At 74.1% G+C, this 25,037-nt stretch carries 26 protein-coding genes; 17 read left to right on the forward strand and 9 right to left on the reverse strand.

Going from position 1 to position 25,037, the window contains the following annotated elements; genetic code table 11:
* Positions 1–33: 33 nt before the first annotated feature.
* The 7 genes from BQ6202_RS04275 (at position 34) to BQ6202_RS04310 (ending at position 4,813) form a co-directional block, all read left to right on the forward strand.
* On the forward strand, positions 34–513 hold the full coding sequence (locus tag BQ6202_RS04275) for a MarR family winged helix-turn-helix transcriptional regulator (protein WP_234946117.1): 480 nt from the start codon (positions 34–36) through the stop codon (positions 511–513).
* A gap of 94 nt (positions 514–607) precedes the next feature.
* Entirely contained in the window at positions 608–1,030 is a 423-nt protein-coding gene (locus BQ6202_RS04280) for an organic hydroperoxide resistance protein (protein WP_072313262.1), read from the forward strand.
* The gene (locus BQ6202_RS04285; protein ID WP_072313263.1) at positions 1,023–1,481 is read left to right on the forward strand and encodes a DoxX family protein; all 459 of its coding nucleotides are present in this window, start codon (positions 1,023–1,025) and stop codon (positions 1,479–1,481) included. Before BQ6202_RS04280 ends, BQ6202_RS04285 begins: the two co-directional genes overlap by 8 nt.
* Positions 1,482–1,531: 50 nt before the next feature.
* The gene (locus BQ6202_RS04290; RefSeq protein ID WP_072313264.1) at positions 1,532–2,509 is read left to right on the forward strand and encodes a zinc-binding dehydrogenase; all 978 of its coding nucleotides are present in this window, start codon (positions 1,532–1,534) and stop codon (positions 2,507–2,509) included.
* A 68-nt stretch (positions 2,510–2,577) separates the two neighbouring features.
* The gene (locus BQ6202_RS14550) at positions 2,578–3,264 is read left to right on the forward strand and encodes an ATP-binding cassette domain-containing protein (protein ID WP_083587013.1); all 687 of its coding nucleotides are present in this window, start codon (positions 2,578–2,580) and stop codon (positions 3,262–3,264) included.
* Positions 3,261–3,986: a methionine ABC transporter permease gene (locus BQ6202_RS04305; protein WP_072313265.1), complete on the forward strand. Its 726-nt coding sequence runs from the start codon at positions 3,261–3,263 to the stop codon at positions 3,984–3,986. The genes BQ6202_RS14550 and BQ6202_RS04305 overlap by 4 nt, the downstream gene beginning before the upstream one ends.
* Positions 3,983–4,813, forward strand: coding sequence for a MetQ/NlpA family ABC transporter substrate-binding protein (locus BQ6202_RS04310; protein WP_072313266.1), 831 nt, complete (start codon positions 3,983–3,985; stop codon positions 4,811–4,813). Before BQ6202_RS04305 ends, BQ6202_RS04310 begins: the two co-directional genes overlap by 4 nt.
* 195 nt (positions 4,814–5,008) lie before the next feature.
* Here BQ6202_RS04310 and BQ6202_RS04315 read toward each other — a convergent pair whose 3' ends face one another.
* Positions 5,009–6,298, reverse strand: coding sequence for a beta-ketoacyl-[acyl-carrier-protein] synthase family protein (locus tag BQ6202_RS04315; RefSeq protein WP_083587015.1), 1,290 nt, complete (start codon positions 6,296–6,298; stop codon positions 5,009–5,011).
* Entirely contained in the window at positions 6,295–7,857 is a 1,563-nt protein-coding gene (locus BQ6202_RS04320; protein WP_143143637.1) for a class I adenylate-forming enzyme family protein, read from the reverse strand. The genes BQ6202_RS04315 and BQ6202_RS04320 overlap by 4 nt, the downstream gene beginning before the upstream one ends.
* Before the next feature lie 50 nt (positions 7,858–7,907).
* On the opposite strand from BQ6202_RS04320, the gene BQ6202_RS04325 reads away from it, so the two are divergent.
* A complete protein-coding gene (locus BQ6202_RS04325; protein ID WP_072313267.1) occupies positions 7,908–8,801 on the forward strand; it encodes a bile acid:sodium symporter family protein in 894 nt (297 codons plus the stop codon).
* Positions 8,802–8,831: 30 nt separating this feature from the next.
* On the opposite strand, the gene BQ6202_RS04330 is transcribed toward BQ6202_RS04325, so the two are convergent.
* A complete protein-coding gene (locus BQ6202_RS04330) occupies positions 8,832–9,977 on the reverse strand; it encodes a PQQ-dependent sugar dehydrogenase (RefSeq protein WP_072313268.1) in 1,146 nt (381 codons plus the stop codon).
* A gap of 100 nt (positions 9,978–10,077) precedes the next feature.
* Between BQ6202_RS04330 and BQ6202_RS04335 the strand changes: the two genes are divergently transcribed.
* Positions 10,078–12,057: an ATP-binding protein gene (locus tag BQ6202_RS04335; RefSeq protein ID WP_072313269.1), complete on the forward strand. Its 1,980-nt coding sequence runs from the start codon at positions 10,078–10,080 to the stop codon at positions 12,055–12,057.
* Here BQ6202_RS04335 and BQ6202_RS04340 read toward each other — a convergent pair.
* Positions 12,054–13,247, reverse strand: a complete 1,194-nt coding sequence (locus tag BQ6202_RS04340; RefSeq protein WP_083587017.1) for a trans-sulfuration enzyme family protein — start codon at positions 13,245–13,247, stop codon at positions 12,054–12,056. The two genes, BQ6202_RS04335 and BQ6202_RS04340, sit on opposite strands and share 4 nt — an antisense overlap.
* A 66-nt stretch (positions 13,248–13,313) precedes the next feature.
* On the reverse strand, positions 13,314–14,606 hold the full coding sequence (locus tag BQ6202_RS04345) for a hypothetical protein (RefSeq protein WP_143143638.1): 1,293 nt from the start codon (positions 14,604–14,606) through the stop codon (positions 13,314–13,316).
* Positions 14,607–14,678: 72 nt separating this feature from the next.
* On the opposite strand from BQ6202_RS04345, the gene BQ6202_RS04350 reads away from it, so the two are divergent.
* Positions 14,679–16,661, forward strand: coding sequence for an oxidoreductase (locus BQ6202_RS04350; protein ID WP_072313272.1), 1,983 nt, complete (start codon positions 14,679–14,681; stop codon positions 16,659–16,661).
* Between the two features lie 395 nt (positions 16,662–17,056).
* Positions 17,057–17,476: a VOC family protein gene (locus BQ6202_RS04355; RefSeq protein WP_072313273.1), complete on the forward strand. Its 420-nt coding sequence runs from the start codon at positions 17,057–17,059 to the stop codon at positions 17,474–17,476.
* 115 nt (positions 17,477–17,591) lie between these two features.
* Here the strand turns inward: BQ6202_RS04355 and BQ6202_RS15195 are convergent, their stop codons facing one another.
* Positions 17,592–17,720: a hypothetical protein gene (locus BQ6202_RS15195; RefSeq protein WP_268753744.1), complete on the reverse strand. Its 129-nt coding sequence runs from the start codon at positions 17,718–17,720 to the stop codon at positions 17,592–17,594.
* A gap of 94 nt (positions 17,721–17,814) precedes the next feature.
* Here BQ6202_RS15195 and BQ6202_RS04360 point away from each other — a divergent pair, with 94 nt between their 5' ends.
* Both BQ6202_RS04360 and BQ6202_RS04365 read left to right on the forward strand, forming a co-directional pair.
* Positions 17,815–18,993, forward strand: a complete 1,179-nt coding sequence (locus tag BQ6202_RS04360) for an acetyl-CoA C-acyltransferase (RefSeq protein WP_072313274.1) — start codon at positions 17,815–17,817, stop codon at positions 18,991–18,993.
* A gap of 60 nt (positions 18,994–19,053) precedes the next feature.
* Complete coding sequence (locus BQ6202_RS04365) at positions 19,054–20,052, forward strand: LLM class flavin-dependent oxidoreductase (RefSeq protein WP_072313275.1); 999 nt, start codon at positions 19,054–19,056, stop codon at positions 20,050–20,052.
* Positions 20,053–20,077: 25 nt separating this feature from the next.
* Here BQ6202_RS04365 and BQ6202_RS04370 read toward each other — a convergent pair whose 3' ends face one another.
* Genes BQ6202_RS04370 through BQ6202_RS04380 form a run of 3 tightly spaced genes read right to left on the reverse strand, consistent with a single transcriptional unit; the run spans position 20,078 to position 22,574 of the window.
* The gene (locus BQ6202_RS04370) at positions 20,078–21,211 is read right to left on the reverse strand and encodes a glycerate kinase (protein WP_072313276.1); all 1,134 of its coding nucleotides are present in this window, start codon (positions 21,209–21,211) and stop codon (positions 20,078–20,080) included.
* Positions 21,208–21,927, reverse strand: a complete 720-nt coding sequence (locus tag BQ6202_RS04375; protein ID WP_072313277.1) for a glutamine amidotransferase-related protein — start codon at positions 21,925–21,927, stop codon at positions 21,208–21,210. Before BQ6202_RS04375 ends, BQ6202_RS04370 begins: the two co-directional genes overlap by 4 nt.
* Complete coding sequence (locus tag BQ6202_RS04380) at positions 21,924–22,574, reverse strand: DNA-3-methyladenine glycosylase I (protein WP_072313278.1); 651 nt, start codon at positions 22,572–22,574, stop codon at positions 21,924–21,926. Before BQ6202_RS04380 ends, BQ6202_RS04375 begins: the two co-directional genes overlap by 4 nt.
* A 39-nt stretch (positions 22,575–22,613) precedes the next feature.
* Here BQ6202_RS04380 and BQ6202_RS04385 point away from each other — a divergent pair, with 39 nt between their 5' ends.
* From BQ6202_RS04385 to ftsR, 4 genes are all read left to right on the forward strand, one after another.
* Positions 22,614–23,318: an AzlC family ABC transporter permease gene (locus BQ6202_RS04385; RefSeq protein ID WP_072313279.1), complete on the forward strand. Its 705-nt coding sequence runs from the start codon at positions 22,614–22,616 to the stop codon at positions 23,316–23,318.
* Positions 23,315–23,629 (forward strand): AzlD domain-containing protein, encoded by a 315-nt coding sequence (locus BQ6202_RS04390; RefSeq protein ID WP_072313280.1) that lies wholly within the window; start codon positions 23,315–23,317, stop codon positions 23,627–23,629. The genes BQ6202_RS04385 and BQ6202_RS04390 overlap by 4 nt, the downstream gene beginning before the upstream one ends.
* A 163-nt stretch (positions 23,630–23,792) precedes the next feature.
* A complete protein-coding gene (locus tag BQ6202_RS04395) occupies positions 23,793–24,248 on the forward strand; it encodes an FHA domain-containing protein (RefSeq protein ID WP_072313281.1) in 456 nt (151 codons plus the stop codon).
* On the forward strand, positions 24,245–24,928 hold the full coding sequence (gene ftsR / locus BQ6202_RS04400; RefSeq protein WP_072313282.1) for a transcriptional regulator FtsR: 684 nt from the start codon (positions 24,245–24,247) through the stop codon (positions 24,926–24,928). The genes BQ6202_RS04395 and ftsR overlap by 4 nt, the downstream gene beginning before the upstream one ends.
* Positions 24,929–25,037: the final 109 nt, after the last annotated feature.

A 25,037-nucleotide genomic window follows, 5' to 3' on the forward strand; every position in this document is an offset into this window, starting at 1 on the left:
GTGCACAACTGAATTGTGTGCAACGATCGAGTCATGGCCCCGGAAGCGAACCAGCAGCGCGTCACCGACCAGATGGTCTGCTTCGCGCTCTACGCCGCCGCGCGCGCGACGACGCAGGCCTACCGCAGCCTGCTCGAGCCGTGGGGGCTCACCTACCCGCAGTACCTCGTGCTCGTGACCCTCTGGGTCGAGGGGCCGCAGAGCGTCAAGGCGCTGGGGGAGCGGATGCAGCTCGACAGCGGTACGCTCTCGCCGCTGCTCGCCCGCATGGAGCAGGGCGACCTCGTCGCGCGCGAGCGCGGCGGCAGCGACGCGCGCGTCGTCACGGTGCGCCCCACGGAGCGCGGCGCCGCGCTGCGCAGCGAGATGGAGGGCGTGCCGGCAGCGGTCGCCCGCGGGCTCGGCCTCGCCGACGGCGTCGACGGCGAGCAGCTGCTGCAGACGCTCCACGGCATCTCGGCCTCGATGCACGCCGTGGCCGACGATCCGTCCTCGGTGCTCGCGGCGCGCTGAGCGCCGCTTCGGCGCTGCTGCCGACCGCACGGCGCGACCCCCAACGCTTCACCCGTGCGACGCATCCGCGTTGCCGACGACGAGAGGAACCACCATGGACGTGCTCTACACCGCTGAGGCCCTGTCGACCGGCGCTGGCCGCGACGGCCGCGTCACCACCGTCGACGGGAAGCTCGACCTCGAGATGGCCGTGCCCGCCGAGATGGGCGGCTCCGGCAAGGGTGCCAACCCCGAGCTGCTGTTCGCGGCCGGCTACGCAGCCTGCTTCCACTCGGCGCTGCAGTCGGTGGCGCGCGCCCAGAAGGTCACGCTGACGGACTCGAGCGTCGGCGGCCGCGTGCAGATCGGCCCCGACGGCTCGGGCGGCTTCAGGCTCGCCGTGCACCTCGAGGTCGTGCTGCCGGGCGTGCCGGAGACCCAGGCCCGCGAGCTCGCCGACGCCGCGCACGCCGTCTGCCCCTACTCGAACGCCACGCGCGGCAACATCGACGTGACGATCGCCGTCTCCGATGACTGACGCCGAGCGCGAGGGCGCCCCCCGCCGATCGCTCCCGCGCACGATCGCGCGGGTGCTGCTCGGTGCTGCCCTCGTGCTCGCCGGCGTCGGCCACCTGACATTCGCCCGGCAGGAGTTCCAGGCGCAGGTGCCGAGCTTCCTGCCGCTCGATCCCGACGTCGTGGTGCTCGCCTCCGGCGTCGTCGAGATCGTGCTCGGCGCTGCGCTCCTGGTCGTGCGCCGCTCCCGCGTGTGGGTCGGGCTGATCGTCGCGGCGTTCTTCGTCGCGGTCTTCCCCGGCAACATCGCGCAGTGGATCGAGGGCCGCGACGGCTTCGGGCTCGACTCCGACGGCGCCCGCTTCGGTCGCCTCTTCTTCCAGCCGCTGCTCGTCGCGGTCGCGCTCTGGTCGACCGGGGCGTGGGATGCGCTGCGCCGGCGGTGGCGCGACCGGTCGCGCCGCGCCTCCTGAACTCCGCCTCCCGCACCACCACATCCGTCACCCACCCGAGAGGAGCACCCATGCGTGCCGTCATCCATGAGCAGTTCGGCGAGCCCGAGGACGTCCTGCGCGTCGTCGATCGCCCCACCCCCGAGCCCGGCCCCGGCGAGGTGCGCGTGCGCACCACGCTCGCCACGATCCACAACCACGACCTCTGGACGGTGCGCGGCACCTACGGCTTCGTGCCCGAGCTGCCCGCTGCCAGCGGCACCGAGGCCGTCGGCGTCGTCGAGGCGCTCGGCGAGGGCGTCGACTCGCTCGCGGTCGGCGATCGCGTGATCGCCGGCGGTGTCTTCGGCGTCTGGGCCGAGCAGTTCGTCACGAAGGCGGCAGGCCTCATGCCGGCGCCTGCCGAGCTGCCCGACGAGGCTGCCGCGCAGCTCGTCGCCATGCCGTTCAGCGCCGTCAGCCTGCTGCACGACCTCGCGCTCGAGCCCGGCCAGTGGATCGTGCAGAACGCTGCGAACGGTGCCGTCGGTCGCATGGTCGCGCAGCTCGCCCGCGCGCGCGGCATCCGCGTCGTGGGCCTCGTGCGCCGCGCCGAGGCGATCGACGAGCTGCAGGACGCCGGCATCGGCGACGTGGTGACCACGTCGGATGCGGGCTGGCGCGAGCGCGTCGAGGAGATCACGGGCGGGGAGCGCGTGGTCGCGGCCGTCGACTCGGTCGGCGGAGCTGCAGCGGCAGAGCTGCTGTCGGTGCTCGGCGAGGGCGGCACGCTGATCGCGTTCGGCGCCATGGGCGACGCGACCCTCGAGGTGCCGGTCGGCGACCTCATCTTCAAGCAGGCCACCGTGCGCGGCTTCTGGGGCAGCACGGTGAGCCGCAGCATGCAGCCCGAGGTGCGCCAGCGGCTCTTCGCCGAGCTGGCCGAGCGCCTCGCCGACGGCGACCTCACCCTGCCGGTGTCGAGCATCCACGCCTTCGACGACGTGCAGGCCGCCGTGCGGGCGAGCCTGACGCCCGGCCGGGTCGGCAAGGTGCTGCTGCGCCCCTAGGCACGCCGCAGCGGGTATTGTTGGACTGAGCACAAGAATCGGTCCGACGCCCTGCGAGAGGGGCAGCAGTGCAGTCCTCCGGCCCCATCGCCACCCTCGACATCGCCCGCGGCGAGATCCTCGGCGTCGTCGGCGAGTCGGGCGCAGGCAAGTCGACGCTCCTGCACCTGCTCGACGCCGCCGCGCATCCGACCGAGGGTCGCGTGACCATCGACGGCACCGACCCCGCCACCCTCAGCGGCCGCGAGATCCGGCGCCTCCGTCGGCGCATCGGGATGGTGTTCCAGGGCTTCAACCTGCTCGCGAACCGCACCGTGCAGCAGAACGTCGCGCTGCCGCTCACGCTGCAGCGCTCGCAGGATCCGGCGCTGGTGGCCGAGCTGCTCGACTACGTCGGCCTCGCCGACCGCGCGCAGCACCACCCCGCGCAGCTCTCCGGCGGCCAGCAGCAGCGCGTCGCCATCGCCCGCGCCCTCGTGACGCGGCCCGGCCTGCTGCTCGCCGACGAGCCGACCAGCTCGCTCGACACCCGCGCCACCGAGGACGTGCTCGAGCTGCTCGCCGCCACCCGGCGCGACTTCGGCGCCACCGTCGTGCTCGTCACGCACGAGCTCGACTCGGTCGCCGCGATCGCCGATCGCGCCGCCGTGCTCGAGCGCGGGGAGCTGCGCACCGTCTTCCCGGTCGCGCGCTCCGCCAAGCGCGAGCGCCGCGATTCCTATGCCGCGCACGTCGAGCGGGTGCTCGGCGCATGAGCGAATTCCTCGACTCGCTCGCCGCGAACGCCGACCAGATCGGCATCGCCATGGCCGAGACCGGCTTCATGCTCGGCTTCTCGCTCGTGGCCGCCGTCGTGCTCGGCCTGCCGCTGGGCGTGCTCATCTTCCTCACGCGGCCGGGCGGCCCCAAGGAGCACCGCGCGCTCTGGGCGGTGGCGAACCTCTACGTCACCGTCGTGCGCTCGTTCCCGTTCCTGCTCTTCGTCGTCTTCCTCATCCCGCTCACCCGCCTGCTCTACGGCACCACCTTCGGCACCGGGGCCGCCACCTTCCCGCTCTGCTTCGTGGGCGTCGCCATCTACGCGCGGCTGGTCGAGCAGATCCTGCTCGAGGTGCCCTCCGGCGTGCTGGCCGCCGCGCGCTCCATGGGGGCGGATGTGCTCCAGACGGTCTGGCACTTCCTCCTCGTCGAGGGGCGGTCGGGCCTCGTCTACGCGCTGACGAGCGCCGCGATCAGCCTCGTCTCCTACTCGACGGTGCTCGGCATCGTCGGCGGCGGGGGCCTCGGCGACTTCGCCCTGCGCTTCGGCTACCAGGAGTACGACTACCCCCTCATGTACTCGACGATCGTCATCGTCATCGTCTGCGTGCTGCTGCTCCAGACCGTCGGCGAGCGGGTCTCCGCGCGCCTCGACAAGCGCAGCGCCTCCGCCCCATCCCTCCACCGATCCCGTCGCACCCTCCGAGAGGCATCATGAGCATCCGACCCCGTCCCGCATTCGCCGCTGCCGCTGCAGCCGTCGGCCTCGCGCTCGCGCTCGGTGCGTGCTCCGCGCCCGCCGGCGGCGGCGCTGCCGAGCCGGCCGGCGCATCCGAGCCCGTCACGATCCGCGTCGCGGCGACGGTCACGCCGATGACCGACGCGGTCGAGGCGGCCGGCGAGGTGATCGAGGAGGGCTACGAGGTCGAGCTCGTGCCCGTCAACGACTACGTGCAGCCCAACGTGCTGCTGCAGCACAGCGAGATCGACGCGAACCTCGTGCAGTTCGAGGGCTTCATGGAGGAGTTCAACGCCGCCAACGGCGCCGAGCTCGAGGTCGTGCAGCCCGTCTACGCGACCGTGGTGGCGTTCTACTCGAAGACGCTCGATGACCTGCAGGCGCTGCCGGAGGGCGGGCGCATCGCGATCCCCAACGACACCTCGAACGCCGGGCGCGCGCTGCAGATGCTCGCCGACGAGGGGCTCATCGAGCTCGACCCGGCGGCCGAGCGCTTCGCCGCGCGCACGAGCGACATCGTCTCGAACCCGCGCGAGCTCGAGATCACGCAGATCGACCTGCTGCAGCTGAACACCGCGTACGACGAGATGGATGCGGTGTTCAACCTGCCGTCGTTCGCCCGGCAGCTGGGGCTGACGCCGCAGGAGGACGGGCTCGCGATCGAGCAGGACGCGGCCTTCGAGGTGTCGCTCGTCGCGCGGCCCGACAACGCCGACTCGCCCGAGATCGCCGCGCTGGTGCGCGCCCTGACGAGCGACCACGTGCGCGAGACGCTCGAGGAGCTGGGGGTGCCCGCCGCCTTCTGAGCGCCGTCGCGCGCCGCGAGCTGCCGTCGCGCGTCGCGAGCAGAGGAGCGCTGGCCGAGAGCGGCCAGCTTCTCCTCTGTTCGAGACGCTTCGCGAATCGCTCCTCGATTCGGGACAGGTGGCGCGGTCCGGCGTGGCGCGGCGCGGGGTGGAGCGGCTCGCCGCGCCACCACGCGGCATGGCTCGGGCGCAGCGCTAGAACGCGCGGAGGACGAGCGCGGCGTTGTGGCCGCCGAAGCCGAACGAGTTCGAGAGCACGGTGCGCAGCGCCGCGGGGCGGGCCGCGTGAGCGACGACGTCGAGCTGCGGGAACTCGGGCTCATCGAGGTTGATCGTCGGCGGGATCACGCCGTCGCGCATCGCGAGCAGCGACAGCGCCGCCTCGAGCGTGCCGGCGCCGCCGAGCAGGTGGCCGGTGACCGACTTCGTCGAGGTGACGGGCACGCCCGCGAGCGATGCGCCGAGCACCGCGGCGAGCGCCCTGGCCTCCATCGCGTCGTTCAGCGGCGTCCCGGTGCCGTGCGCGTTCACGTGGTCGACGTCGGCGGGGGAGAGCCGCGCATCGTCGATCGCCGCGCGCATCGCCGCTGCTGCGCCGCGGCCCTCCGGTTCCGGCGCCGTCGCGTGGAACGCATCCGAGCTCGCGCCATAGCCCGCGAGCTCGCCGAGCACCATCGCTCCGCGGCGCCGCGCGTGCTCCTCCGACTCGACGAGCACCGCGGCAGCCCCGGACGACATCACGAAGCCCGATCTGGCCCGGTCGAAGGGGCGGGATGCGCGCCACGGCTCGTCGGCGAAGCCGGGCGCGAGCGATCCCAGCGTCGCGTTGACGCCGAGGTTGACGCGGTTGAGGCAGTCGTCCGCGCCGACGACGAGCACCGCATCCGCATACCCGTGCCGGATGGTGCGCAGGGCCTCGCCGAGGCCGACCGCACCGCTCGCGCAGGTCGCCGAGACGCCCGCGCTCGCGCCGCGCGCGCCGTAGCGCTGGCTCAGGTAGGCCGCAGCGCCATCGGGGCCGCCATAGATCACGACGCCGGGCGGCACCCGGCGCGGGCCGAGCTGGTCGAGCGCTCGCACCGCTTCCTGCGTGAGCCCCACCGCGCCGGAGCCCGTCGCCGCCGTGATCGCGAAGCGCGAGGGGTCGGCCGCGACGAAGCCCTCGAGCGCCTGGGCGGCGGCCGCGATCGCGAAGAGCGCGTGCCGGTCGAGCCGGCGGGCGTCGGTGCGAGAGACGTGCGCGAGCGGGTCGAAGCCGCGCACCTCACCGCCGACCTTGACCGCCAGGTCGCTCACGTCGACGCTCTCGAGCGCACGGATGCCGCTGCGGCCGGCGACGACGGCGGCCCAATTCTCCGCCATGTCGAGCCCGTTCGGCGTCACGGCGCCGAGCCCCGTGATGACCGCGCGCGTGCCGCGGGCATCTCTGTGCGCCGCGCTGCCGCTCGCAGCCGCGCTGCCGCTCGCAGCCGCGCTGCCGCTCACAGCCGCTCCGCCGATCCGGCGGCGACCAGCTCGGCCACCGCGACGCGGCGGATCTTGCCGCCGGCCGTGCGCGGCAGCTCGTCGACGCGGTAGTAGCGGCGCGGCACGAACTGCTCGGGCAGCAGCCCCCGCAGCGCGTCGCGCATGACGGCCTTCGCGGGCACCCCAGCGGCCGCATCGCCGCCGTCCTCCCGCCGCACGCCCTCGACGACCACCGCCACGATGGAGCCGAGCGCCGCATCCGCCAGCGCGATCGCGCAGCACTGCTCGCAGCCGGGCACCGTCGCGAGCGCACGCTCGACCTGCGGCAGCGACACCTTGTGCCCGCCGGTCACCGCGATGTCACCGGCCCTGCCCGCGAGCACGATCGCGCCGTCGACGAGCGCCGCGAGGTCGCTGACGCTCGACCAGCCGTCGGCGCCGGTGATGCGCTCGTGGCTCGTCGCCGCGAGGTAGCGCTCGACGGCAGAGGCGACGCGGATGTGCAGGGTGCCGATCTCGCCGTCGGGCACGGGGGTGCCGGCATCGTCGCGCACGCTCACCTCGACCCCGTCGAAGGGCGTCAGGCGCGTGCCGTCGCCGGCATCGCTGTAGCCGATGAAGCCGATCTCGCTCGCGCCGTAGTAGCTGCGAAGCCGCGCCTGCGGGGCGGCAGCGGTGAAGAGGTCGCGGATGCGCTGCGACTGGTTGGCGCCGCCGGTCACGACAGAGCGCAGGGACGAGAGCGGGCCACCGGCTCCGGACCCGCCGGCCCCGCCGTCTCGCCGCGCCGCAGCGGCGAGCGCGAGCAGCATCGACGGCACGCCCACGAAGCGCTCGATGCGGTGCTCCTCGATGCTGCGCACCGCGTCCCTCGCGTCGAAGCGCGACTGCAGGAAGAGCGAGCCGCCGGTCGCGAGCACCTCCACCAGCGCATAGAGGGTGAGGCTGTAGGAGACCGGACCGGGCGCGATCGTCTGGATGCCCTCCTCGGCGAAGAGGGAGCGGCGGCTGACGCCCACGTTGACATCCCAGCTGCCGCGCGTGCGCAGGAAGCCCTTCGGCAGATCGGTCGTGCCTGAGGTGAACAGCAGCAGGTAGGGCTCGTCGCGCGGCCGCACCTCGGGGCCGGCGGAGACGGGCGCGGCGGCGGCGACCGCCTCGAAGCGCTCGAGCGAGACGGCGCTGCCGTGCCAGGGCTTGAGCCCGTCGAGCGCCCGCTCCAGCTCTGGCTCGTCGGTGATGACGAGCGCCGGCTCGACGCGGCGCACCGTCTCGAGGCGGTGCGAGAGCGGCCAGAGCGGGTCGAGCACGGCGACGATCGCGCGGAAGGAGGCGAGCCCTGCGATGAAGCGGCCCACGTCGAACGCCCGCGAGAGCGAGACGGCGACGATCGGGATGGGGCTGTCGCTGCTGCCGGTGCTGCCGGTGCTCTGCGCCAGCAGCGCCTCGATGCCCGAGCGGATGCGCGTCGCCTCGTCGACGAGGCCGGCGTAGGTGAGCCGCTCGCCGTCACCCGAGAGCGCGAGCCGGTCCGGATCGGACGCGGCGACCTGGAGCATCGTGCGGGTGAACGTCACCCCTCGAGTCTACGGAGCGCGGCGCGGCGGCGGTGAGGCATACTCAGCGCATGGACTCAGCGTTGACGACCATCGGGCTGCCGATCGCGCTCGGCATCATCATGCTCGGGCTCGGCCTGGGCCTCACGACCTCCGACTTCGCCAGGGTCGCCAAGCAGCCCCGCGCCGTCCTCATCGCCCTGGCGTGCCAGCTCCTGCTGCTACCCGCCGTCTGCTTCGGCCTCGTGCTGCTGTTCCAGCTGCCGCCCGTGCTCGCGGTCGGCATGATGATGCTGGCCGCCTCGCCCGGCGGCACGACCGCCAACCTCTACAGCCACATCTTCCGTGGCGACGTCGCCCTCAACATCTCGCTGACCGCCGTCAACTCGGTGCTCGCGGTCATCACGCTGCCGATCATCACCAACCTCGCGATCTGGCACTTCCAGCCCTTCGACGGCCAGCTCGGGCTGCAGTGGGGCAAGACGCTCGAGGTCTTCGCGATCGTGCTGCTGCCGGTCGTGCTCGGCATGGTCGTGCGGCGCCTGTGGCCCGCCTTCGCCGAGCGCTGCGACAGGCCCGTGCGCATCCTCTCGGTCGTGATCCTCGCGGTCGTGATCGCCGGCGCCGTCGCGGCGAACTGGCAGCTGCTGCTCGAGAACGTGGGACAGCTCGCTCTCATCGTCGTCGCGTTCTGCGCCATCAGCCTCGCCGTCGGCTACGCCGTGCCGCGCCTCGCGCGCGTCGGCCGCCGGCAGGCGATCGCGTCCTCGTTCGAGATCGGCATCCACAACGCCACGCTGGCCATCGTCATCGCGCAGACGGTGCTCGGCTCCGTCGAGCTGAGCCTGCCCGCCGCGGTCTACGGCGTGCTGATGTTCTTCGTGGCCTTCGCGTTCGGCTTCGCGATCCGCGGCCGCGGCGCCGACGCCGACGCAGCAGAGCGCGAGGTCGTCGCTCCCGTCTGAGCCGGTGGCGAGACGCGCCGGCCGCGCGGACTACGGCGCGAAGCGCAGGATGCGGTCGTCGCCCTCCGCGGGCTGCCCGCGCCCGTCCGTGGCGTTGGTGAGCGCCCATAGCGAGCCGTCGGGCGCCGCGACGACGTCGCGCATCCGCCCGAACCGGCCCTGCCAGTGGACGACCGAGGCAGCAGGCTCGTCGAGCGAGACCTCGCGCACCGACTCGCCGCGCAGGTTCGCGATCCAGAGGCTGCCGCCCGCGGCCGCCATGCCGCTCGGGCTCGCCTCGCCCGGCGACCACTGCTGCACGGGATCGGTGAAGCGCGGCACCTCGGCGATCCCCTCCACCGCGGGCCAGCCGTAGTTCGCGCCGGCCTCGATGCGGTTCAGCTCGTCCCAGGTGTCCTGCCCGAACTCGGTCGCGAACATCGTGCCGTCCTCAGCCCAGGCGATGCCCTGCGGGTTGCGGTGCCCGAGCGTGTAGACGGGGGAGCCGGCCACCGGGTTGTCCGCGGGGATCGAGCCGTCCGGCTCGAGCCGCAGGATCTTGCCGGCGAGGCTGTCGGGATCCTGCGCGGTGCCCGGCGCACCTGCGTCGCCCGTGGTGACGTAGAGCATCCCGTCGGGCCCGAAGGCGAGCCTGCCGCCGTTGTGATTGCCGGCGACCGGGATCCCGGTGAGCACCTCCTCGGGCTGGCCGATCAGGATGCCGCCGTCGCTCTCGACGATCGTCGCGCGCGCGACGCGGTTGTCGTCGGCGGTCGAGAGGTACCAGTAGAGGTGGCCGTCGCCGATCGCGATGCCGAGCAGCCCGCCCTCGCCGGAGGCGGTGCCGCCCGAGAGCTGCGCGATCTGCTGCGCCTCGCCGCTGGGTGCGCCGCTGCCGTCGAGCGACAGCGAGCGGATCACCATGGTGTCGCGCTCGCTGATCAGCGCCGTGCGCTCGTCGAGGAACGCGATCGACCACGGTGCCTGCAGCCCCGTCGCGAGCTCTGCAGGCTCGTCGAGCGTGCCCGGCACGCCTTCGGCGGGGTCGGATGCGTTCGGCTCGGCCTGGGCGTCGGTCGCGGTCGGCGCGGGCATCGTCGTCGAGCCCGGTTCCGCGCCCCCGCACGACGTCAGCAGCAGCGCGGCCGCGGCGACGCTCGCGAGCAGCGCAGTGGTGGCGCGGCCTCCTCGTGGCATGGCTGGCCCTCGTGTCGTCTCGTCGAAGCGGTGCTGCCGGACGCGGCCAGGCTATGCGGAACACCTGTGCAGGAGTGCCGGGGATGCGTACCGTGGGCCCATGAGCACCGAGAGCACCGGTGAGGAGCGCTACGGCGAGCGAGCGAGCAGCCCGCGGCCTCGGCTGCCGGTGTGGGCCTGGGCGATCGCCGCGGCGTCGATCTTCGTCGCTGCGGTGATCGGCGTCACCTTCGCCCCGGTCGGCGCGATCGTCGCTGTGTGGTGGCCCGCCGCAGGCATCGCGGTGCTGTTCGCGCTGCTGCAGGCGCCGACTCGCATGCCCGCGGTGCTCGCCGTGGTGGTCGTCGCGACCGCGCTCGCCAACCTCGTGGCTGGCCGGACGCCGCTGCTCGCCCTCGCGCTCGGTGTCGCGAACGCGGCAGAGGTCGCGGTCATCATCGCGGTGCTGGGTGCCGCGTCGCGGCGCTTCGAGCTCTCCACGCTGCGCGCGGGGGTGCGCTTCGCGCTCGCGGTCGTGCTGGGCGCGTGCGCCACGGGGCTGGTCGCCGGCGCTGCGGTCGCGCTGCTCGCCGGCGGCGCACTGCTCGGGACGGCCCTGTCGATCGCAGCCTCGCACGCTGCCGCCGTCGTGCTGATCGCCCCGCTGGGCGCGCTGCCGACGCCGGTGCCGGTGCGCGCGAGCCGCATCGAGATGCTGCTGCAGAGCGTGCTGCTGCTGGGCATCATCGTGCTGGTCTTCAGCCCGGATTCCCCGTTGCCGCTCGCCTTCGCGCCGTTCCCCCTGCTCGCGTGGGCGGCGCTGCGCTTCCCCATCCGCATGGTGCTCGCGCAGGCCATCGCCGGTGCGCTCGTGATGCTCCTGATGACGGTGGTCGGGGGCCCGTTCCGCGACGACGAGCTCGACCTGCTCACGGGCGCGGCGCTCTTCGAGGCCATGCTCGTCACGTTCGGCGGCTTCGCGGTGGTGCTCTCTGCCGCCCAGTACGAGCTGCGGTCGCTCGCGCGCCAGGTGGACGCCACGAACCGGCTGCTCACCGGGAGCGTCATCGATGCACGCATCGGGCTCGTCGTCGCCGAGCGCAGCGGCGACGCCATGCGCGTCACCTGGGCGAACCGCGTGGCCAGGCGGATGCTGGGCGACGCGGAGGTCGAGGGCGAGTCGTGGTCGGGGCCCCTGCGCTCCGCCGCGCTCCGCGCCCTGCGCACCGGCGAGCCGGTGACGGTCGACGCAGAGGAGGATCGCGCGATCACGGTCGCGGCGAACCCGATCGACGGCGCCGCCGATCGGGTGGCCGTGCAGCTGATCGACGTCACCGCGATCCTGCGGGCCCGGCGCGCGCAGGTCGCGGCAGAGGTCGAGATCGAGGCGACCCGCAGCATCCGCGCAGAGCTCGAGCGGCAGCGCGACGACTTCCTCCTGACCACGAGCCACGAGCTGCGCACGCCGATCACGAGCATCGTCGGCTACGCAGAGCTGCTGGCCGACGGAGAGCAGATCGGCAGCACCGAGCGCGGGTGGGTCCGCGTCATCGAGCGGAACGCGCGTCGGCTGTCCGAGCTCGTCGAGGATCTCCTGACCTTCAGCCGCGGATCGCGCGACGCACCGCCGCTGCATCGCGAGCGGGTGCGCTGCGACGACGTCCTGGACGAGGTCATCGGCAACCTGCGCGTGGTGCTCGAGCGCAAGCGCATCGCCGTGAGCGTCGAGCCGTGCGAGCACGCGGTCCGCGCCGACCGCCACGACGCCATCCGCATGCTCTCGAACCTGCTGGTGAACGCCTGCAAGTTCACGCCCGAGGGTGGCAGCATCTCACTCCGCACCGAGGCGGATGGGACGCACGCGCGCATGGTCATCACGGACTCGGGACCGGGGATGGCGGCGGAGGAGCTCGAGCAGGCGTTCGAGCGCTTCTACCGCGCGCCGAGCGCCGAGCGGGAGAACGTCGAGGGCACCGGCCTGGGGCTGGCGATCGTGGCGGAGCTCGCGCGTCGCAACGATGGCACCGTGGCGCTCCGCGCCGGCGAGAGCGGCGGCCTGACCGCCGAGCTGCGCCTGCCGCTCGCCCTCGACGACGCCTAGCCCCGGCTGCCGGCGAGCGCCTGCTCGAGGTCGGCGATCAGGTCGGCGGGGTCCTCCAGGCCGATCGAGAGCCGCACGACGCCGGCGTGCGGTCGCGCCTCCGGTGCGACGGGGCGGTGCGTGAGCGACGCCGGGTGCTGGATGAGCGAGTCGACGCTGCCGAGCGAGACGGCGTGCGTGAACAGCCGCACGCCCTCGGTGATCGCGGCGGCGCCAGCGGCGGTGCCGACGTCGATCGAGATCATCGAGCCCGGCCCCGCCATCTGCCGGCCCTCGCCGACGAGACCCCCAGGGTCGCATCCCTCGAGACCCGGGAAGCGCACCGCGCGCACGCCCGCCATCTGCAGCAGCGCCTGCGCCACCCGCTGGGCGCCCGACTGCTGCGCACGCACGCGCAGCGGCAGCGTCTGCAGTCCGCGGTGCATCAGGTAGGCGCTGAACGGATGCGCGATGGCGCCGGTGATGGCGCGCACCGGCCGGAGCGCCTGCGCCCACTCGGCCGAGCACGCGACGACGCCGCCCAGCACATCGCCGTGCCCGCCGATGTACTTCGTCGCCGAGTGCAGCGACAGCGCCGCGCCGTGCGCGAGCGGGCGCTGCAGCACCGGGGTCGCGAAGGTGTTGTCGACGAGCACGGGAGCGTCACCGGCCGCCGCGACGAGCGCGGTGAGGTCGACGAGCTCGAGCGTGGGGTTCCCGGGCGTCTCGGCGATCACGAGGCCGGTGTCAGGACGCAGGGCGCGCTCGACCTGCTCCACGGCGTCGACGAAGGTCGTCTCGGTGCCGAGCAGGCCGGTCGCCAGCAGGTGATCGGTGCCGCCGTAGAGCGGGCGGAGCGCCACGACGTGGTTGCCGCGCCGCTGCCGCGCGGCGGTGAGCACGGCAGTCACGGTCGCCATCCCGGAGGCGAAGGCGACCGCGGCCTCGGCGCCCTCGAGGGCGGCGAAGGCCTGCTCGAAGCGGGCGACCGTGGGGTTCCACAGGCGCTGGTACACCGCCGAGCCGTCGCCGATGTCGCCGCCCGTCGCCATGCGCTCGTAGGCCTCACCGCCGGCCTCCACCCCCGACAGCGGGTAGGTCGAGGAGAGGTCGATGGGTGTCGCGTGCACGCCGAGCGACTGGAGGTCCTCGCGGCCGGCATGCACCGCGAGCGAGTCGAGTCGAAGGCGAGCGTCATTGCTCGTCGTCATGCCTACGATCATGCCGCAAAGCGCGGCTGATGGGGCGGTGGCGTACGAGCCCGTCTCCGGCCGCTGCTACGTCCCGGGCGGTGGTTCCGCGGGCGGCGCGACGCCGGCACCCGGGTCGCTCGGGACGGTGGGCTCTGGCTCTGGCTCAGGCTCGGGGTCGGGATCGGTGGGCGGCGGATCGGTCGGCTGCGGGGGGTCGACCGGAGTGGTCGGCTCCGGCGGCGTGGTGGGGACCGTCGGCGGGATCGTGGGCGTGGTCGGCGTCGTCGGCGTGGATGGCACGGGCGGCGGAGCCGGCGACTCTTCGCGCGGCGGCACGGTCGGTGTCGGCCGGGCCGTGCCGGGATCGGTGATCGGCCGCGGGGCGGCACCCTGGATCGCATCGCGCGTCGCCTGCGAGGCGGCCGCGAGCGCTGCGGCCGCGTCGGCCTCGCCCTGCGCCTCGAGCTGGAACGCCTCCGCCATCCACGCGGAGGCCACGTGCAGCGTGATGCCCTCGACCAGATCGAGCACGTCGGATGCGGTGTGCTCGCCCGCGAGCACGTCCAGCACCGCGGTCAGGTGCGCATCGGAGTCGCGCAGGCTCGCGAGCGCCTCGGCCGGCGCGAGCGCGAGCTCGGCCTGCAGGGTGGCGACGTCGGTGCGGTGCTGGGCGGTGGCGATCGCCGCGCCCTTCAGCTGCTCGATGGCGGCCTCGAGCCGGTCGATGCGGGCGTCGTCGAAGTCGCGGGGGTCGCCGAGCGCGCGGAGCTCGCGCGCGAGCGCGTCGGCACGCTCGGCCGTCACGCCGTCGATCGGCGCGCGCTGCTCGGCGGCCGCATCGACGCAGGCCTGCAGCACGTCGAACGACTCCGGGTCGCCGGAGGCGTCCGCGCGGGCCACCCAGGTGTCGGCGAGCTCGCGATCCTCGTCGCTCACGAAGCCGCCCTCGGCGATCGTCGCGAGGATGCCGTCGCGCTGCGTGCCGAGCGAGGCGCGCTCGGCTGCAGGCAGGACCCACTCGGCGGCGGCGACGTGCTCGGCCGCCTCGAGCACGTCCTGCGCGCGGCGCTCGAGCCCGACAGCGCTCACGACCCGCACGGTCAGCTCGCAGCCGGCGAGCTCGTGCTCGACGTGCCACGCCTCGATCTGCCCGGCCAGGTCGCCGGCGCGGGCCTGCGAGCTCCACGCGACGACGGAGCCGGAGACGATGAGCGCGGTCGCGGCTGCGGTGGCGAGCCCGACCCTCCAGCGACGGCGGTTGCGGCGGCGCCGCAGCTCGGCCAGCACCGTGATGCGGCGGCGCGCCTCAGCCTCCGCCGAGCCCGTGGGCTCGCTCGGCGCCTGCTCGTCCACTGGCGAGACCTCGCAATCGTGCATGAAGTGCAGGCTCATGCTAGACGACGTGGGGTACGGCACGCCGGGCCGCGCGCGCGATGCCAGGATCGGACCGTGAGCATCCTCTCCAGTCCGCTGCGCATCGGCAGCTTCGAGGCACCCAACCGCATCATGCAGGCCGCGCACTCGAAGCAGTACTCCGACCGCGTGGAGTCGGACCGCGAGACCGCTTACTTCGTGCGGAGGGCGCACGGCGGCTGCGGGCTGTTCGTCGCGGGCAACCACCTCGTGCACCCGACCGCCTCGACGCGCGGCTTCGAGGATGCCTGGCGCCCCGAGGCGGTCGACGCGAACCGGCGCATGACGAATGCCATCCACGAGGCCGGCGCGAGGGTGCTCGTGCAGCTCAACCACCACGGCGCGCAGGCGTCGCCCGAGGGGCCCGACGGGCCACGGCCGGTGTTCGCGCCCAGCCGCATCCTCTCGCCGTCGACCTCGGTCGCGACGCGCGCGGCGAGCGAGCGCGACATCGCCGACTTCGTCGAGGCATGGGCGGGGGCCGCGGAGCGATCGCGCCTCGGCGGCTTCGACGGCGTCGAGATCCACCTCGCGCACGGCTACCTGCTGCACCAGTTCCTCAGCCCGCTGTACAACCGCAGGGCGGATGCGTACGGCGGCGACCTCGAGGGTCGCACGCGGTTCCCGCGCGAGGTGCTGCGTGCGGTGCGCGAGCGCGTGGGCGATGACTTCACCGTCGGCATCCGCATCGTCCTCGACGAGCACAACGCCGCCGGACTCGACGCCGAGGACTGCCGCGAGATCGTGGCAGCGCTGCGCCAGGAGGCGCGCATCGACTTCCTCGACACCGCCGCCGGCGGCTACCACGACGTGCACTGGGTCTTCCCCTCGTCGGCGATGCCCGCGGCGTGGCTGCGCGACGAGGTGGCGGCGCTCAAGCGTGCGAACCCCGACATCCCGGTGTTCGGCGTCGGCGCGGCGCTGCGCGTCGAGGACGCAGAGGAGGTCGTCGCCAGCGGCATCGCCGACATGGTGGCCCTCACGCGCGGGCAGCTCGCCGACCCGGATCTCGCGTCCAAGCTCGTCTCCGGCCGGGCCGACGGCATCCGGCACTGCATCCGCCTCAACCAGGGCTGCCTCGGGCGCGGGAGCCAGGGCCTCGCGGTCAGCTGCACCGTGAACCCCGAGGCCGGCAGGGAGCTCGAGGTGCGGCCGCGCGCCGCCTCGGTCGCCCGCAGGTGGACGGTGGTCGGCGGCGGGCCGGCCGGCCTGCGCGCGGCGCTCGACCTCGCGCAGCTGGGCCACGCGGTGACCCTGCTGGAGCGCGAGCAGGAGCTCGGCGGGCAGCTCGTGCGCGCCGCGCGCGTGCCAGGGCGCGAGGCGGTCGCGCTGCTCGTCGCTGACCTCGAGCGCGATGCCAGGGCTGCGGGCGTCGACCTCCGCCTGGGCGTGCTCGCGGATGCGGCGGCGATCCGCGCCAGTGCACCGGATGGCGTGGTGCTCGCGACCGGCGCGGCCGCCCCCTCGACCACGTCGCTCGCTGTCGACGAGGCCTTCGAGGGGGACCGGCCGGAGACGGTCGACGCGTGGACGGCGCTCGACGACCCTGCCGCGCTCGGCGACCGCATCCTGGTCGTCGACGACGACGGCACCGCCTACGCCTCCGGCGTGCTGCTCAGCCTCGTCGCGAGCGGCGCGGCGGTGCAGGTCGTCACGCCCTTCGAGCAGCTGCTGCCGCACGTGCGCACGGGCTCCGAGCGGCAGCTGGTGCTGCGCGCGCTCGCCGCTGGCCGCTTCGACCGCATGACGAGCGCGCGCGTGCGCGCAGGCGGCGGGGCGGTCACCGCGATCGACACGCTGACCGGCGCCGCGGCGCCGCTGGAGCGGCCGAGCGCGATCGTCGCGCTCACGCCCCGCGTGCAGGTCGGCTTGGACGGACGCGCGGCAGACACCGCCGCCGCTGCGCTCGAGGCGAGCCTCGGCATCCCCGTCACCACGATCGGCGACGCGGTCTCGCCGCGGGGCATCGACGCGGCGATCGCCGAGGCGTGGCGGTTCGCGCTGACGACCGCCGAGTAGCGCGCTCAGCAGCTGTTCGCCCGCCGGAGCGCAGCCCCGGCCCTCGCAGTCTCGCCGGGCGGGCCACCCGGCCGCCCTCCCCACGCGCGGGACCCCTCCCGCCTTGCCGGACCCGGTGCACCGGGTCCCCGTTGGCGGACGGGGTCCCGCAACGTGCCTGCCGGTCACGCGACAGGTCTGCCGGTCACGCGATCGGTCTGCCGCTGCCGCTGTCGCCGCCGCTGGCCCTCCCGCTGCCGCTGTCGCCGCAGCGCCTGCCCCGGCTGACGCTGCGCTGCCGCTGCTGCTGCCGCCGCAGCGCCTGCTCCGCCTGACGCTGCGCTGCCGCTGGCGCTCCCGCCGGTGCTGCGCGATGCTGTCCACGCGGCCGCGCGGCCGCCGAGAGGAGCAGTCGCATGGCGACCACGATGAACCCCTACCTGGCCTTCGAGCGCGAAGCGCGCGAGGCGATGAACTTCTACCACGGCGTCTTCGGCGGCGACCTGGTGATCAACACCTTCGGCGACGGCGGCGTGCCGCACGATCCCCAGGACGCCGACCTGGTGCTGCACGCCCAGCTGACGACCGCCGAGGGCCACACGCTCATGGGCAGCGACACCCCGACGGGCGTGGATGCGCCGCTGCGCGGGCAGCAGGTGTCGCTCTCCGGTGACGATCGCGACTCGCTGGTCCGCGCCTGGGAGGCGCTCGCGGAGGGTGCGCGCATCGTGGAGCCGCTCGCAGCGGCGCCGTGGGGCGACACCTTCGGGATGCTCGTGGACCGCTGGGGCGTCACGTGGATGGTGAGCGTCGCAGCGGATCCGTCACGGGGCTGAGCGGCAGCGACGGCGTCCATCCGCCTCCTGCACGACGAAGCGGCTGCAGCCCGGCGGATCGCACCGCGGGCTGCAGCCGCCTCGAGGAGCCTCTCGGCTCAGGCGTCGTGGTCGACTAGTCCGCCGGCCCCCCGGAGGCCGTGTCCTCCTCCGTCTCGGGGTCGTGCATGTCCTCGGCCTTCGACGCCACCTCGGTGGTCTCGTCCTTCTCGTAGGTCTCTTCGTGATGCTGGCTGTCGCTCATGGGAGCCTCCTGTCGTCGTGCCCCCGTTGTACACCGCGAAGGTGGGTGACAGCCGTAGGCTTGGTGGCATCCCGACCTGCGAAGGAGCAGCCCCATGCCCGAGACGATCATCGCCGGCTACGCACGCACGCCGTTCGCCAAGTTCCTGGGTCAGCTGGCGCAGACCCCCTCGACCGAGCTCGGCGCGCACGCCGCGAAGCACGCGCTCGAGAAGGCCGGGGTCGAGGCCTCGGCCGTCGACGCCGTCATCGTCGGCCAGGTGCTGCAGGCGACCGTCGGGCAGAACCCGCCGCGCCAGACCGCCGTCGGCGCAGGCATCCCCATGACCGTGCCAGCACTCGGGGTCAACGCCGTGTGCCTGTCGGGCACCGAGGCCATCGTGACCGGCCACCGCATGATCCAGCTCGGCGAGGCCGACGTGGTCGTGGCCGTCGGCCAGGAGTCGATGTCGCTCGCGCCGCACGCGGCCCCCATGCGCGCCGGCAGCAAGTTCGGCAGCGTCGGGCTCATCGACACGATGCAGTTCGACGGGCTGACGGATGCGTTCGACCGGGTCGCGATGGGGGAGTCGACGGACGGCTACAACGCGGCCTTCGAGATCACGCGCGAGCAGCAGGACGAGCTCGCCGCCGCCTCGCACGCGCGGCTGGCGCGCGCCCAGGCCGACGGTGCGCTCGACGGCGAGATCGTGCCCATCGAGGCGAAGGCCGGCCGCAAGGCGGTGACGGTCTCGGCCGATGACGGCGTGCGCGCCGACACCACGGTCGAGTCGCTCGCAGGGCTCCGCCCCGCCTTCACGAAGGATGGCTCGGTCACCGCCGGCAACGCATCCCAGATCACCGACGGCGCAGCCGCGATCGTGCTCGTCTCCGACGCCTACGCCGCCGAGCACGGCGTCGCAGGGATCGCGCGCATCGTCTCGACCGGCTTCGTCGCCGGCGCCGACGTGTCGCTGCACTCGCAGCCCGCCGACGCCATCGAGCAGGCGCTCGCGCGCGCCGGTCGCTCGGCGAGCGAGCTGCAGGCGGTCGAGATCAACGAGGCCTTCGCCGCGGTCGGCGTGGCCTCGACCCGCCAGCTCGGGGTCGACCCAGAGATCGTCAACGCCAACGGCGGCGCGATCGCCCTCGGCCACCCCATCGGCGCATCCGGCCTGCGCATCGTCGGCCACCTCGCCCGCCGGCTGCAGCAGCTCGGCAGCGGCTCGCTGGGCGCGAGCGGCATCTGCGGCGGCGGCGGCCAGGGCTCCGCCGTCGTGCTCGAGGCGCTCTGAGCGTTCCGCCCGCAGCGGATCCGCTGCTCACGACGCACCCGTCCGGCCTAGGCTGGACGGGTGCGTCTGTCTGTGCTGGATCTTGCCCCCATCAACCCCGGTGAGACCGCCGGCCAGAGCCTCGCGGGCTCCGTCGTGCTGGCGCAGGCCGCAGAGCGGCTGGGCTTCGCCCGCGTCTGGTACGCCGAGCACCACAACATGGCGACCATCGCCTCGAGCGCCACGAGCGTGCTCATCGCGCACGTCGCCGCGCACACCGAGACCATCCGGCTCGGCGCCGGCGGCGTCATGCTGCCGAACCACTCGCCGCTCGTGATCGCCGAGCAGTTCGGCACGCTCGCCGAGCTGCACCCTGACCGCATCGACCTGGGGCTCGGCCGCGCGCCCGGCAGCGACCAGCGCACCTGGACGGCCATGCGCCGCGACATCCGCGCCTCCGAGCAGTTCCCGCAGGACGTCGTCGAGCTGCGCGGCTACCTCGCGGGCGAGTCGGTGGTGCCCGGCATCCGCGCGGTGCCCGGTCACGGCACGAGGGTGCCGCTCACGATCCTCGGCTCGTCGCTCTTCGGGGCGCAGCTCGCGGCGGCGCTCGGCCTGCCCTACGCCTTCGCCTCCCACTTCGCGCCCGATGCTCTGCACCAGGCGGTCGCGGTCTACCGCGAGCGCCTCGAGCCGAGCGAGCAGCTGGACGCCCCCTACGTGATCGCCGGCATCAACGCGGTCGTCGGTGAGCACCGCGACGAGGCGATGGAGATGCAGCGAGCGGTGATCCGCGCTCGCGTGCGGGGGCTGCTGCTGCGAGACAGCCCGATCGCGCAGACCGTCGGGGACGACGAGCTCGACGCCCTCGCGCACAGCCCGCAGGCCGCAGGCATCATGAAGATGGTGCAGCACACGGCGCTCGGCACCGGTGACGAGGCCGTGGCGACGCTGCGCCGCTTCCAGGTCGAGGCCGACGCCGACGAGCTGATCATGGCGGTGCACGGCACGACCGCCGAGCGGGTGCGCGCGCTCGAGCTGATCGAGGCGGCGGGCGGCCTGGCGGACGCTGCGGCCTGAGGCGAGCGGCGCGGCGCTCCTCCGCCTAGCGCCGGCGCAGCGCCAGTCGGGTGACGGATGCGGCGGTCGCCGCGAGCAGGTCGGCCGCGTCGCGCTGCAGCTCGGCGAGCGCCGCGGGCCCGGCGGCGAGCGAGAACGCCGGCACCGCCATCTCGCGCGCCGCCTCCGGATCGACGGAGCCGGCGATCACGACGAGCGGCACGTCGTGCCGCTGCGCGGCGGCGTGCACGACGGAGACGACCTTGCCGCCGGCGGACTGCGCATCGAAGCGGCCCTCGCCCGAGAGCACGAGGTCGGCGCCCGCGACGGCGGCGTCGAGCCCGGCGAGGTCGGCGAACCAGGCGCCGCCCGCGACGATCTCGCCGCCCGTCAGCGCGCGCAGCACGCTCGCGACGCCGCCGGCGGCGCCGGCGCCCGGCACGTCGATGATCGATGCCGCGTCGATGCCGAGCGCCTCGGCGCCGACGCGGGCGAAGCGGTCGAGCGCCGCGTCGAGCAGCGCGACCGCTGCGGCGTCGGAGCCCTTCTGCGGCCCGAAGACCGCAGCGGCGCCGCGCGGGCCGGTGAGCGGCGCGTCCACGTCGGTCACGAAGCGCCAGCGGGCCGCGAGCGCCCGCGGGTCGATGCCCGTCGCGTCGAGGCGTGCGAGCGACGCGAGCCCGCCGCCACCCGGCGCCACGGGGGAGCCCGACGCATCCGCGAGCCTCGCGCCGAGGCCCGTGAGCAGCCCGGCGCCGCCGTCGCTCGTGGCGGAGCCGCCCAGCAGCAGGGTCACCTCGGTCGCACCGCGCTCGAGCGCGTCGAGCACGACGAGGCCGAGACCCGCGGTCGAGGCGGCGAGCGGCTGCAGCGGGGCGTCCTCGACCTGGGGGAGCCCTGCGGCCTGGGCCAGCTCGATGACCGCGCGGTCGCCGTCCAGCGCCCAGCGTGCGCGCGCCGGCCTGCCGATGGCGTCGACGGTGTCGGTGACGACCTCGATGCCGCCGCGCGCGAGCACCGCGTCGAGCGAGCCCTCGCCGCCGTCGGCCATCGGCAGCTGCGCGACCGCCGCGTCGGGCGCGGCCGAGCGGACGCCGCGCGCGACGGCCTCGCAGGCCGCTGCGGCGCTCAGGCTGCCCTTCAGCGAGTCGAGCGCGACGACCACCCGCAGCGGGCTCATCGCGTGAGCCCGTAGCGCTCCGTGAAGCGGGCGAGGATGGTCTGCGGATGCGTGACGTCGGCCGCGCGGCCCGCGGCGACGAGGTCCTCGACCTCCTCCGGCGAGAAGTAGCCGTGGTCGCGGTAGGCGCGGATGCGCTGCTCGAGCCCCGCGCTGTCGAGCTCCGGGTGGAACTGGGTGCCGACGACGTGCTGGCCGACCCGCACCATGTGCACGCAGGTGGCCGAGACGGCGAGCGTCGTCGCACCCTCCGGCGCCTCGGCGATGCCTTCCTTGTGACCGCCGAACGCCGTGAACGCGCGGGGGAGGCCGTGGGTGAGCCAGTCGTCGCCCACCAGGCTCAGCTCGACGGGCGCGACCGACTCGGCGATGCCGCGCACCATGCGGCTGCCGAGCGCGTGCACGAGCCCGCCGAGGCCGAGGCACGCGCCGAGGTAGGGCACGTCGTCGCGGATCACCTCCCGCGCCAGGTCCGTGAGCCACGCAGTCGTCCTCGCGTGCTGCGGCAGCCTCCCGTGCCCGTCGCTGAAGTTCGCGGGCCCACCGCCGACGAGCACGGCGTCGACGTCGCGCAGCTCCAGCGCCGGCTGCTCGCGATCGAGCCGCACGCGGCGGATGCGGGACTCGTCCAGGCTGCCGAACCGCACCATGCCCTCGAGCTCGGCGTCGGCGACGTCGTCCTCCGGCCGCGACTGCACGATCAGGATGCGCCTCATGCGATGCCTCTCTCCGTCGGTGTGCTGGCCTCGGCAGCGGCCGCAGCCCGCGTGCCGTCCGCGGCCCAGATGCCGCTCGTGCCGCGCCGGTGCGAGCCGACGAGGTGCGTGTCGACGATGCCGACGGCCTCCATGAGCGCGAACATCGTGGTCGGCCCGACGTGCGCGAAGCCGCGGCGCTTGAGCTCCTTCGACAGCGCGAGCGACTCGGCGCTCTGCGTCGGCACCTCGGCGTACGACGCGGGCACGGGTGTCGTCTCCGGCTGGAACGACCAGATCAGCGCCGGCAGCCCGCCCTGCTCGCGCAGCGCCACGGTGGCGCGCGCGTTCTGGATCGTCGCGTCGACCTTGCGGCGGTTGCGCACGATGCCGGCATCGGCCATCAGGCGTGCCGCGTCGTCCTCGTCGAAGCGCGCCACCGCATCCGCCTCGAACCCTGCGAAGGCCGCGCGGAACGCGGGCCGCTTGCGCAGGATCGTCACCCACGACAGGCCCGACTGGAAGGCCTCGAGCGAGAGCCGCTCGAACAGGCCCGTCTCATCGAGCACCGGCACGCCCCACTCGTGGTCGTAGTAGTCGCGCAGCAGCGGGTCGACGGCGGCCCACGCGGGGCGGGCGAGGCCGTCCTCGCCGGCGATCAGGTGCATCCCCTCAGGCTAGCCGCCGCTGCGTCCTAGGCTGATCCGGTGCAGTCTCGTGCGACGCGGTCGGATGCGGTGGGTCGTGCCTGGCGCGACGGCGCCTCGGTCGCGCTCGCCACGAGCGCGTACGGCGTCTCCTTCGGCGCGCTCTCCATCGCGAGCGGCCTCGACCTGTGGCAGACGATTGCGCTGAGCCTGCTGATGTTCTCGGGCGGCTCGCAGTTCGCCTTCATCGGCGTGATCGCCTCCGGCGGCGGATTCGCAGGTGTGGCGAGCGCCGCCATGCTGGGGCTGCGCAACGCGCTGTACGGCATGAGCATGCGCAGCGTGCTGCAGCCGAGACCCGCGATGGTGCCGCTCACGGCGCACCTGACGATCGACGAGTCGACGGCGGTCGCCCTGGCGCAGGACGACCCGGCCGCGCGCCGGGTCGGCTTCTGGGTGACGGGCATCGGCATCTACCTCGGCTGGAACCTCGCGACCCTCGCGGGCGCGCTCCTCGGCGACCTGCTGGGCGATCCGAAGCAGTGGGGGCTCGACGCGGCTGCGGCCGCCGCGTTCGTCGGGCTGCTGTGGCCTCGGCTCCGCGCTCGGCAGGCGGTCGCGGTCGCTGCGGCGAGCGCGGCCCTCGCGGCGGTGCTGCTGCCGGCGCTGCCCTCCGGCATGCCGGTGATCGTGGCAGCGGTGGTGGGCGTGGTCGTCGGCCTCACGAACTGGCTCGGCCCGCGATCGACGGTGGAGCGCGCGTGACGCTCTGGCACCTGATCCTGCTCGCCGCCATCGCGGTCCTCGCCATCAAGCTCGTCGGCTATGCCGTGCCGCAGCGGCTCTTCGAGCGCCCGCGGCCGCGCCGCACGCTCGAGCTGCTCACCGTCTCGCTGCTGGCCGGGCTCGTCGCCGTGCAGACCCTCGGCGGCGACGACGGGGTGGTGCTGGATGCGCGCATCCCGGCCGTGCTGGTGGCGGCGGGGCTGTTCGCCGTGCGAGCGCCGTTCATCGTCGCGGTGGTCGCCGCCGCGGCGGTCGCCGCGCTGCTGCGACGCTTCGTCGGCCTCGCGTGATCCACCGGCGCCGTCGGCGTCTCCCGCGGGGCCAGCGCATTCGCTAGGGTGGGCGTCTCAGGCGGCGATCCCCAGCCGCTCGGGCCGAGGCTCGAGCACAGGCGGCATCGCTATGCTGAACGTCTGCCGGCTCTTGCCGGCCCCGTCCGCGTGGAGGAAGCGCATGACTGAGCACGACGCCGGGAAGCCGGTCAACGACGGCGAGAGCACGCAGTCGTGGGGTGACGACTACCGCGCGCAGCTCGCCGCGATGATCGAGGGCACCACGGCAGAGGATCGCGACGCCGTCGCGTCGCTGCCTTCGGGCTCCGCGATCCTCGTCGTGCGGCGCGGCCCCAACGTCGGCGCGCGCTTCCTGCTGGATCAGGACTCCACGGTCGCCGGCCGCCACCCCGACGCCGACATCTTCCTCGACGACGTGACCGTCTCGCGTCGGCACGCGGAGTTCGCGCGCACGGGCACGAGCTTCGAGCTGCGGGACCTGGGTTCGCTGAACGGCACGTACCACAACAACGAGCGGGTCGACGCTGTCGTGCTGCGCGACGGCGCAGAGGTGCAGGTCGGCAAGTTCCGCCTCACCTTCTACCGCTCGCGGCTCGACCTCGAGCCCCGCACGTGAGCGCGCAGGCTGCGCGCAAGCCCGCCGGCCTGCTCTCGATCGGCCAGGTGCTCGCGAAGCTCGGGCCCGAGTTCCCCGACCTCTCTCCGTCGAAGCTGCGCTTCCTCGAGGACCAGGGGCTCATCTCGCCGCAGCGCACCGCGAGCGGCTACCGCAAGTTCGACGCCTCCGACCTCGAGCGCCTGCGCTACATCCTCACGCTGCAGCGCGACCACTACCTGCCGCTCAAGGTGATCCTCGGGCACCTCGACGACATCGATGCAGGCCGCACGCCGCAGATCCCCGGCGCCAACATCCGCGTCGAGGCTCCCTCGATCCTGGGAGCCGAGCGGCGGCTCTCTCGCGCAGAGCTGCAGAGCGAGGCCGGTGCCTCGAAGCAGCTGCTCGCCGACGCCGTCTCTGCCCAGCTCGTGCCCGGCGCCGAGCCCTTCGGCGAGGCGGCTGTGCAGTCGCTCAAGGCGCTCGTCGAGCTGCAGCGATTCGGCATCGAGCCGCGCCACCTGCGGGGCATGCGGCAGTCGGCGCAGCGCGAGGCAGCCCTCATCGAGTCGGCCCTCAAGCCCATGCGCGGGCGTCGCGAGACGGGCAGCCAGGCGAAGGCCGCGGAGGCGGCGCGCGACCTCGCGAGCCACATCCAGTCGGTGCGCGAGCAGCTCATGCGCGACGCGCTCGGCGCCTGATCGCCCGTCGACCGGCCGTGTGGCGCCTGTGCCTCGTCAGGGGCAGGGAGTAGGCTCGCCTCCGACACGCCGAACCGCTCGCGAGTTCCCGGGAGTCCGGGCATCGAGT

The organism is Agrococcus sp. Marseille-P2731 (assembly GCF_900117395.1).
Taxonomy (GTDB): domain Bacteria; phylum Actinomycetota; class Actinomycetes; order Actinomycetales; family Microbacteriaceae; genus Agrococcus.

Excerpts from the sequence above, each read along its gene's own strand:
- BQ6202_RS04330 (WP_072313268.1), bottom strand. The coding sequence starts at position 9,977 with ATGCCACGAGGAGGCCGCGCCACCACTGCGCTGCTCGCGAGCGTCGCC.
- BQ6202_RS04310 (WP_072313266.1), top strand. The coding sequence starts at position 3,983 with ATGAGCATCCGACCCCGTCCCGCATTCGCCGCTGCCGCTGCAGCCGTC.
- BQ6202_RS04370 (WP_072313276.1), bottom strand. The coding sequence starts at position 21,211 with ATGAGCCCGCTGCGGGTGGTCGTCGCGCTCGACTCGCTGAAGGGCAGC.
- BQ6202_RS04290 (WP_072313264.1), top strand. The coding sequence starts at position 1,532 with ATGCGTGCCGTCATCCATGAGCAGTTCGGCGAGCCCGAGGACGTCCTG.
- BQ6202_RS04275 (WP_234946117.1), top strand. The coding sequence starts at position 34 with ATGGCCCCGGAAGCGAACCAGCAGCGCGTCACCGACCAGATGGTCTGC.
- BQ6202_RS15195 (WP_268753744.1), bottom strand. The coding sequence starts at position 17,720 with ATGAGCGACAGCCAGCATCACGAAGAGACCTACGAGAAGGACGAGACC.
- BQ6202_RS04335 (WP_072313269.1), top strand. The coding sequence starts at position 10,078 with ATGAGCACCGAGAGCACCGGTGAGGAGCGCTACGGCGAGCGAGCGAGC.
- BQ6202_RS04395 (WP_072313281.1), top strand. The coding sequence starts at position 23,793 with ATGACTGAGCACGACGCCGGGAAGCCGGTCAACGACGGCGAGAGCACG.
- BQ6202_RS04375 (WP_072313277.1), bottom strand. The coding sequence starts at position 21,927 with ATGAGGCGCATCCTGATCGTGCAGTCGCGGCCGGAGGACGACGTCGCC.
- BQ6202_RS04380 (WP_072313278.1), bottom strand. The coding sequence starts at position 22,574 with ATGCACCTGATCGCCGGCGAGGACGGCCTCGCCCGCCCCGCGTGGGCC.
- BQ6202_RS04325 (WP_072313267.1), top strand. The coding sequence starts at position 7,908 with ATGGACTCAGCGTTGACGACCATCGGGCTGCCGATCGCGCTCGGCATC.
- BQ6202_RS04305 (WP_072313265.1), top strand. The coding sequence starts at position 3,261 with ATGAGCGAATTCCTCGACTCGCTCGCCGCGAACGCCGACCAGATCGGC.
- BQ6202_RS04360 (WP_072313274.1), top strand. The coding sequence starts at position 17,815 with ATGCCCGAGACGATCATCGCCGGCTACGCACGCACGCCGTTCGCCAAG.
- BQ6202_RS04280 (WP_072313262.1), top strand. The coding sequence starts at position 608 with ATGGACGTGCTCTACACCGCTGAGGCCCTGTCGACCGGCGCTGGCCGC.
- BQ6202_RS04355 (WP_072313273.1), top strand. The coding sequence starts at position 17,057 with ATGGCGACCACGATGAACCCCTACCTGGCCTTCGAGCGCGAAGCGCGC.
- BQ6202_RS04285 (WP_072313263.1), top strand. The coding sequence starts at position 1,023 with ATGACTGACGCCGAGCGCGAGGGCGCCCCCCGCCGATCGCTCCCGCGC.
- BQ6202_RS04345 (WP_143143638.1), bottom strand. The coding sequence starts at position 14,606 with ATGCACGATTGCGAGGTCTCGCCAGTGGACGAGCAGGCGCCGAGCGAG.
- BQ6202_RS04340 (WP_083587017.1), bottom strand. The coding sequence starts at position 13,247 with ATGACGACGAGCAATGACGCTCGCCTTCGACTCGACTCGCTCGCGGTG.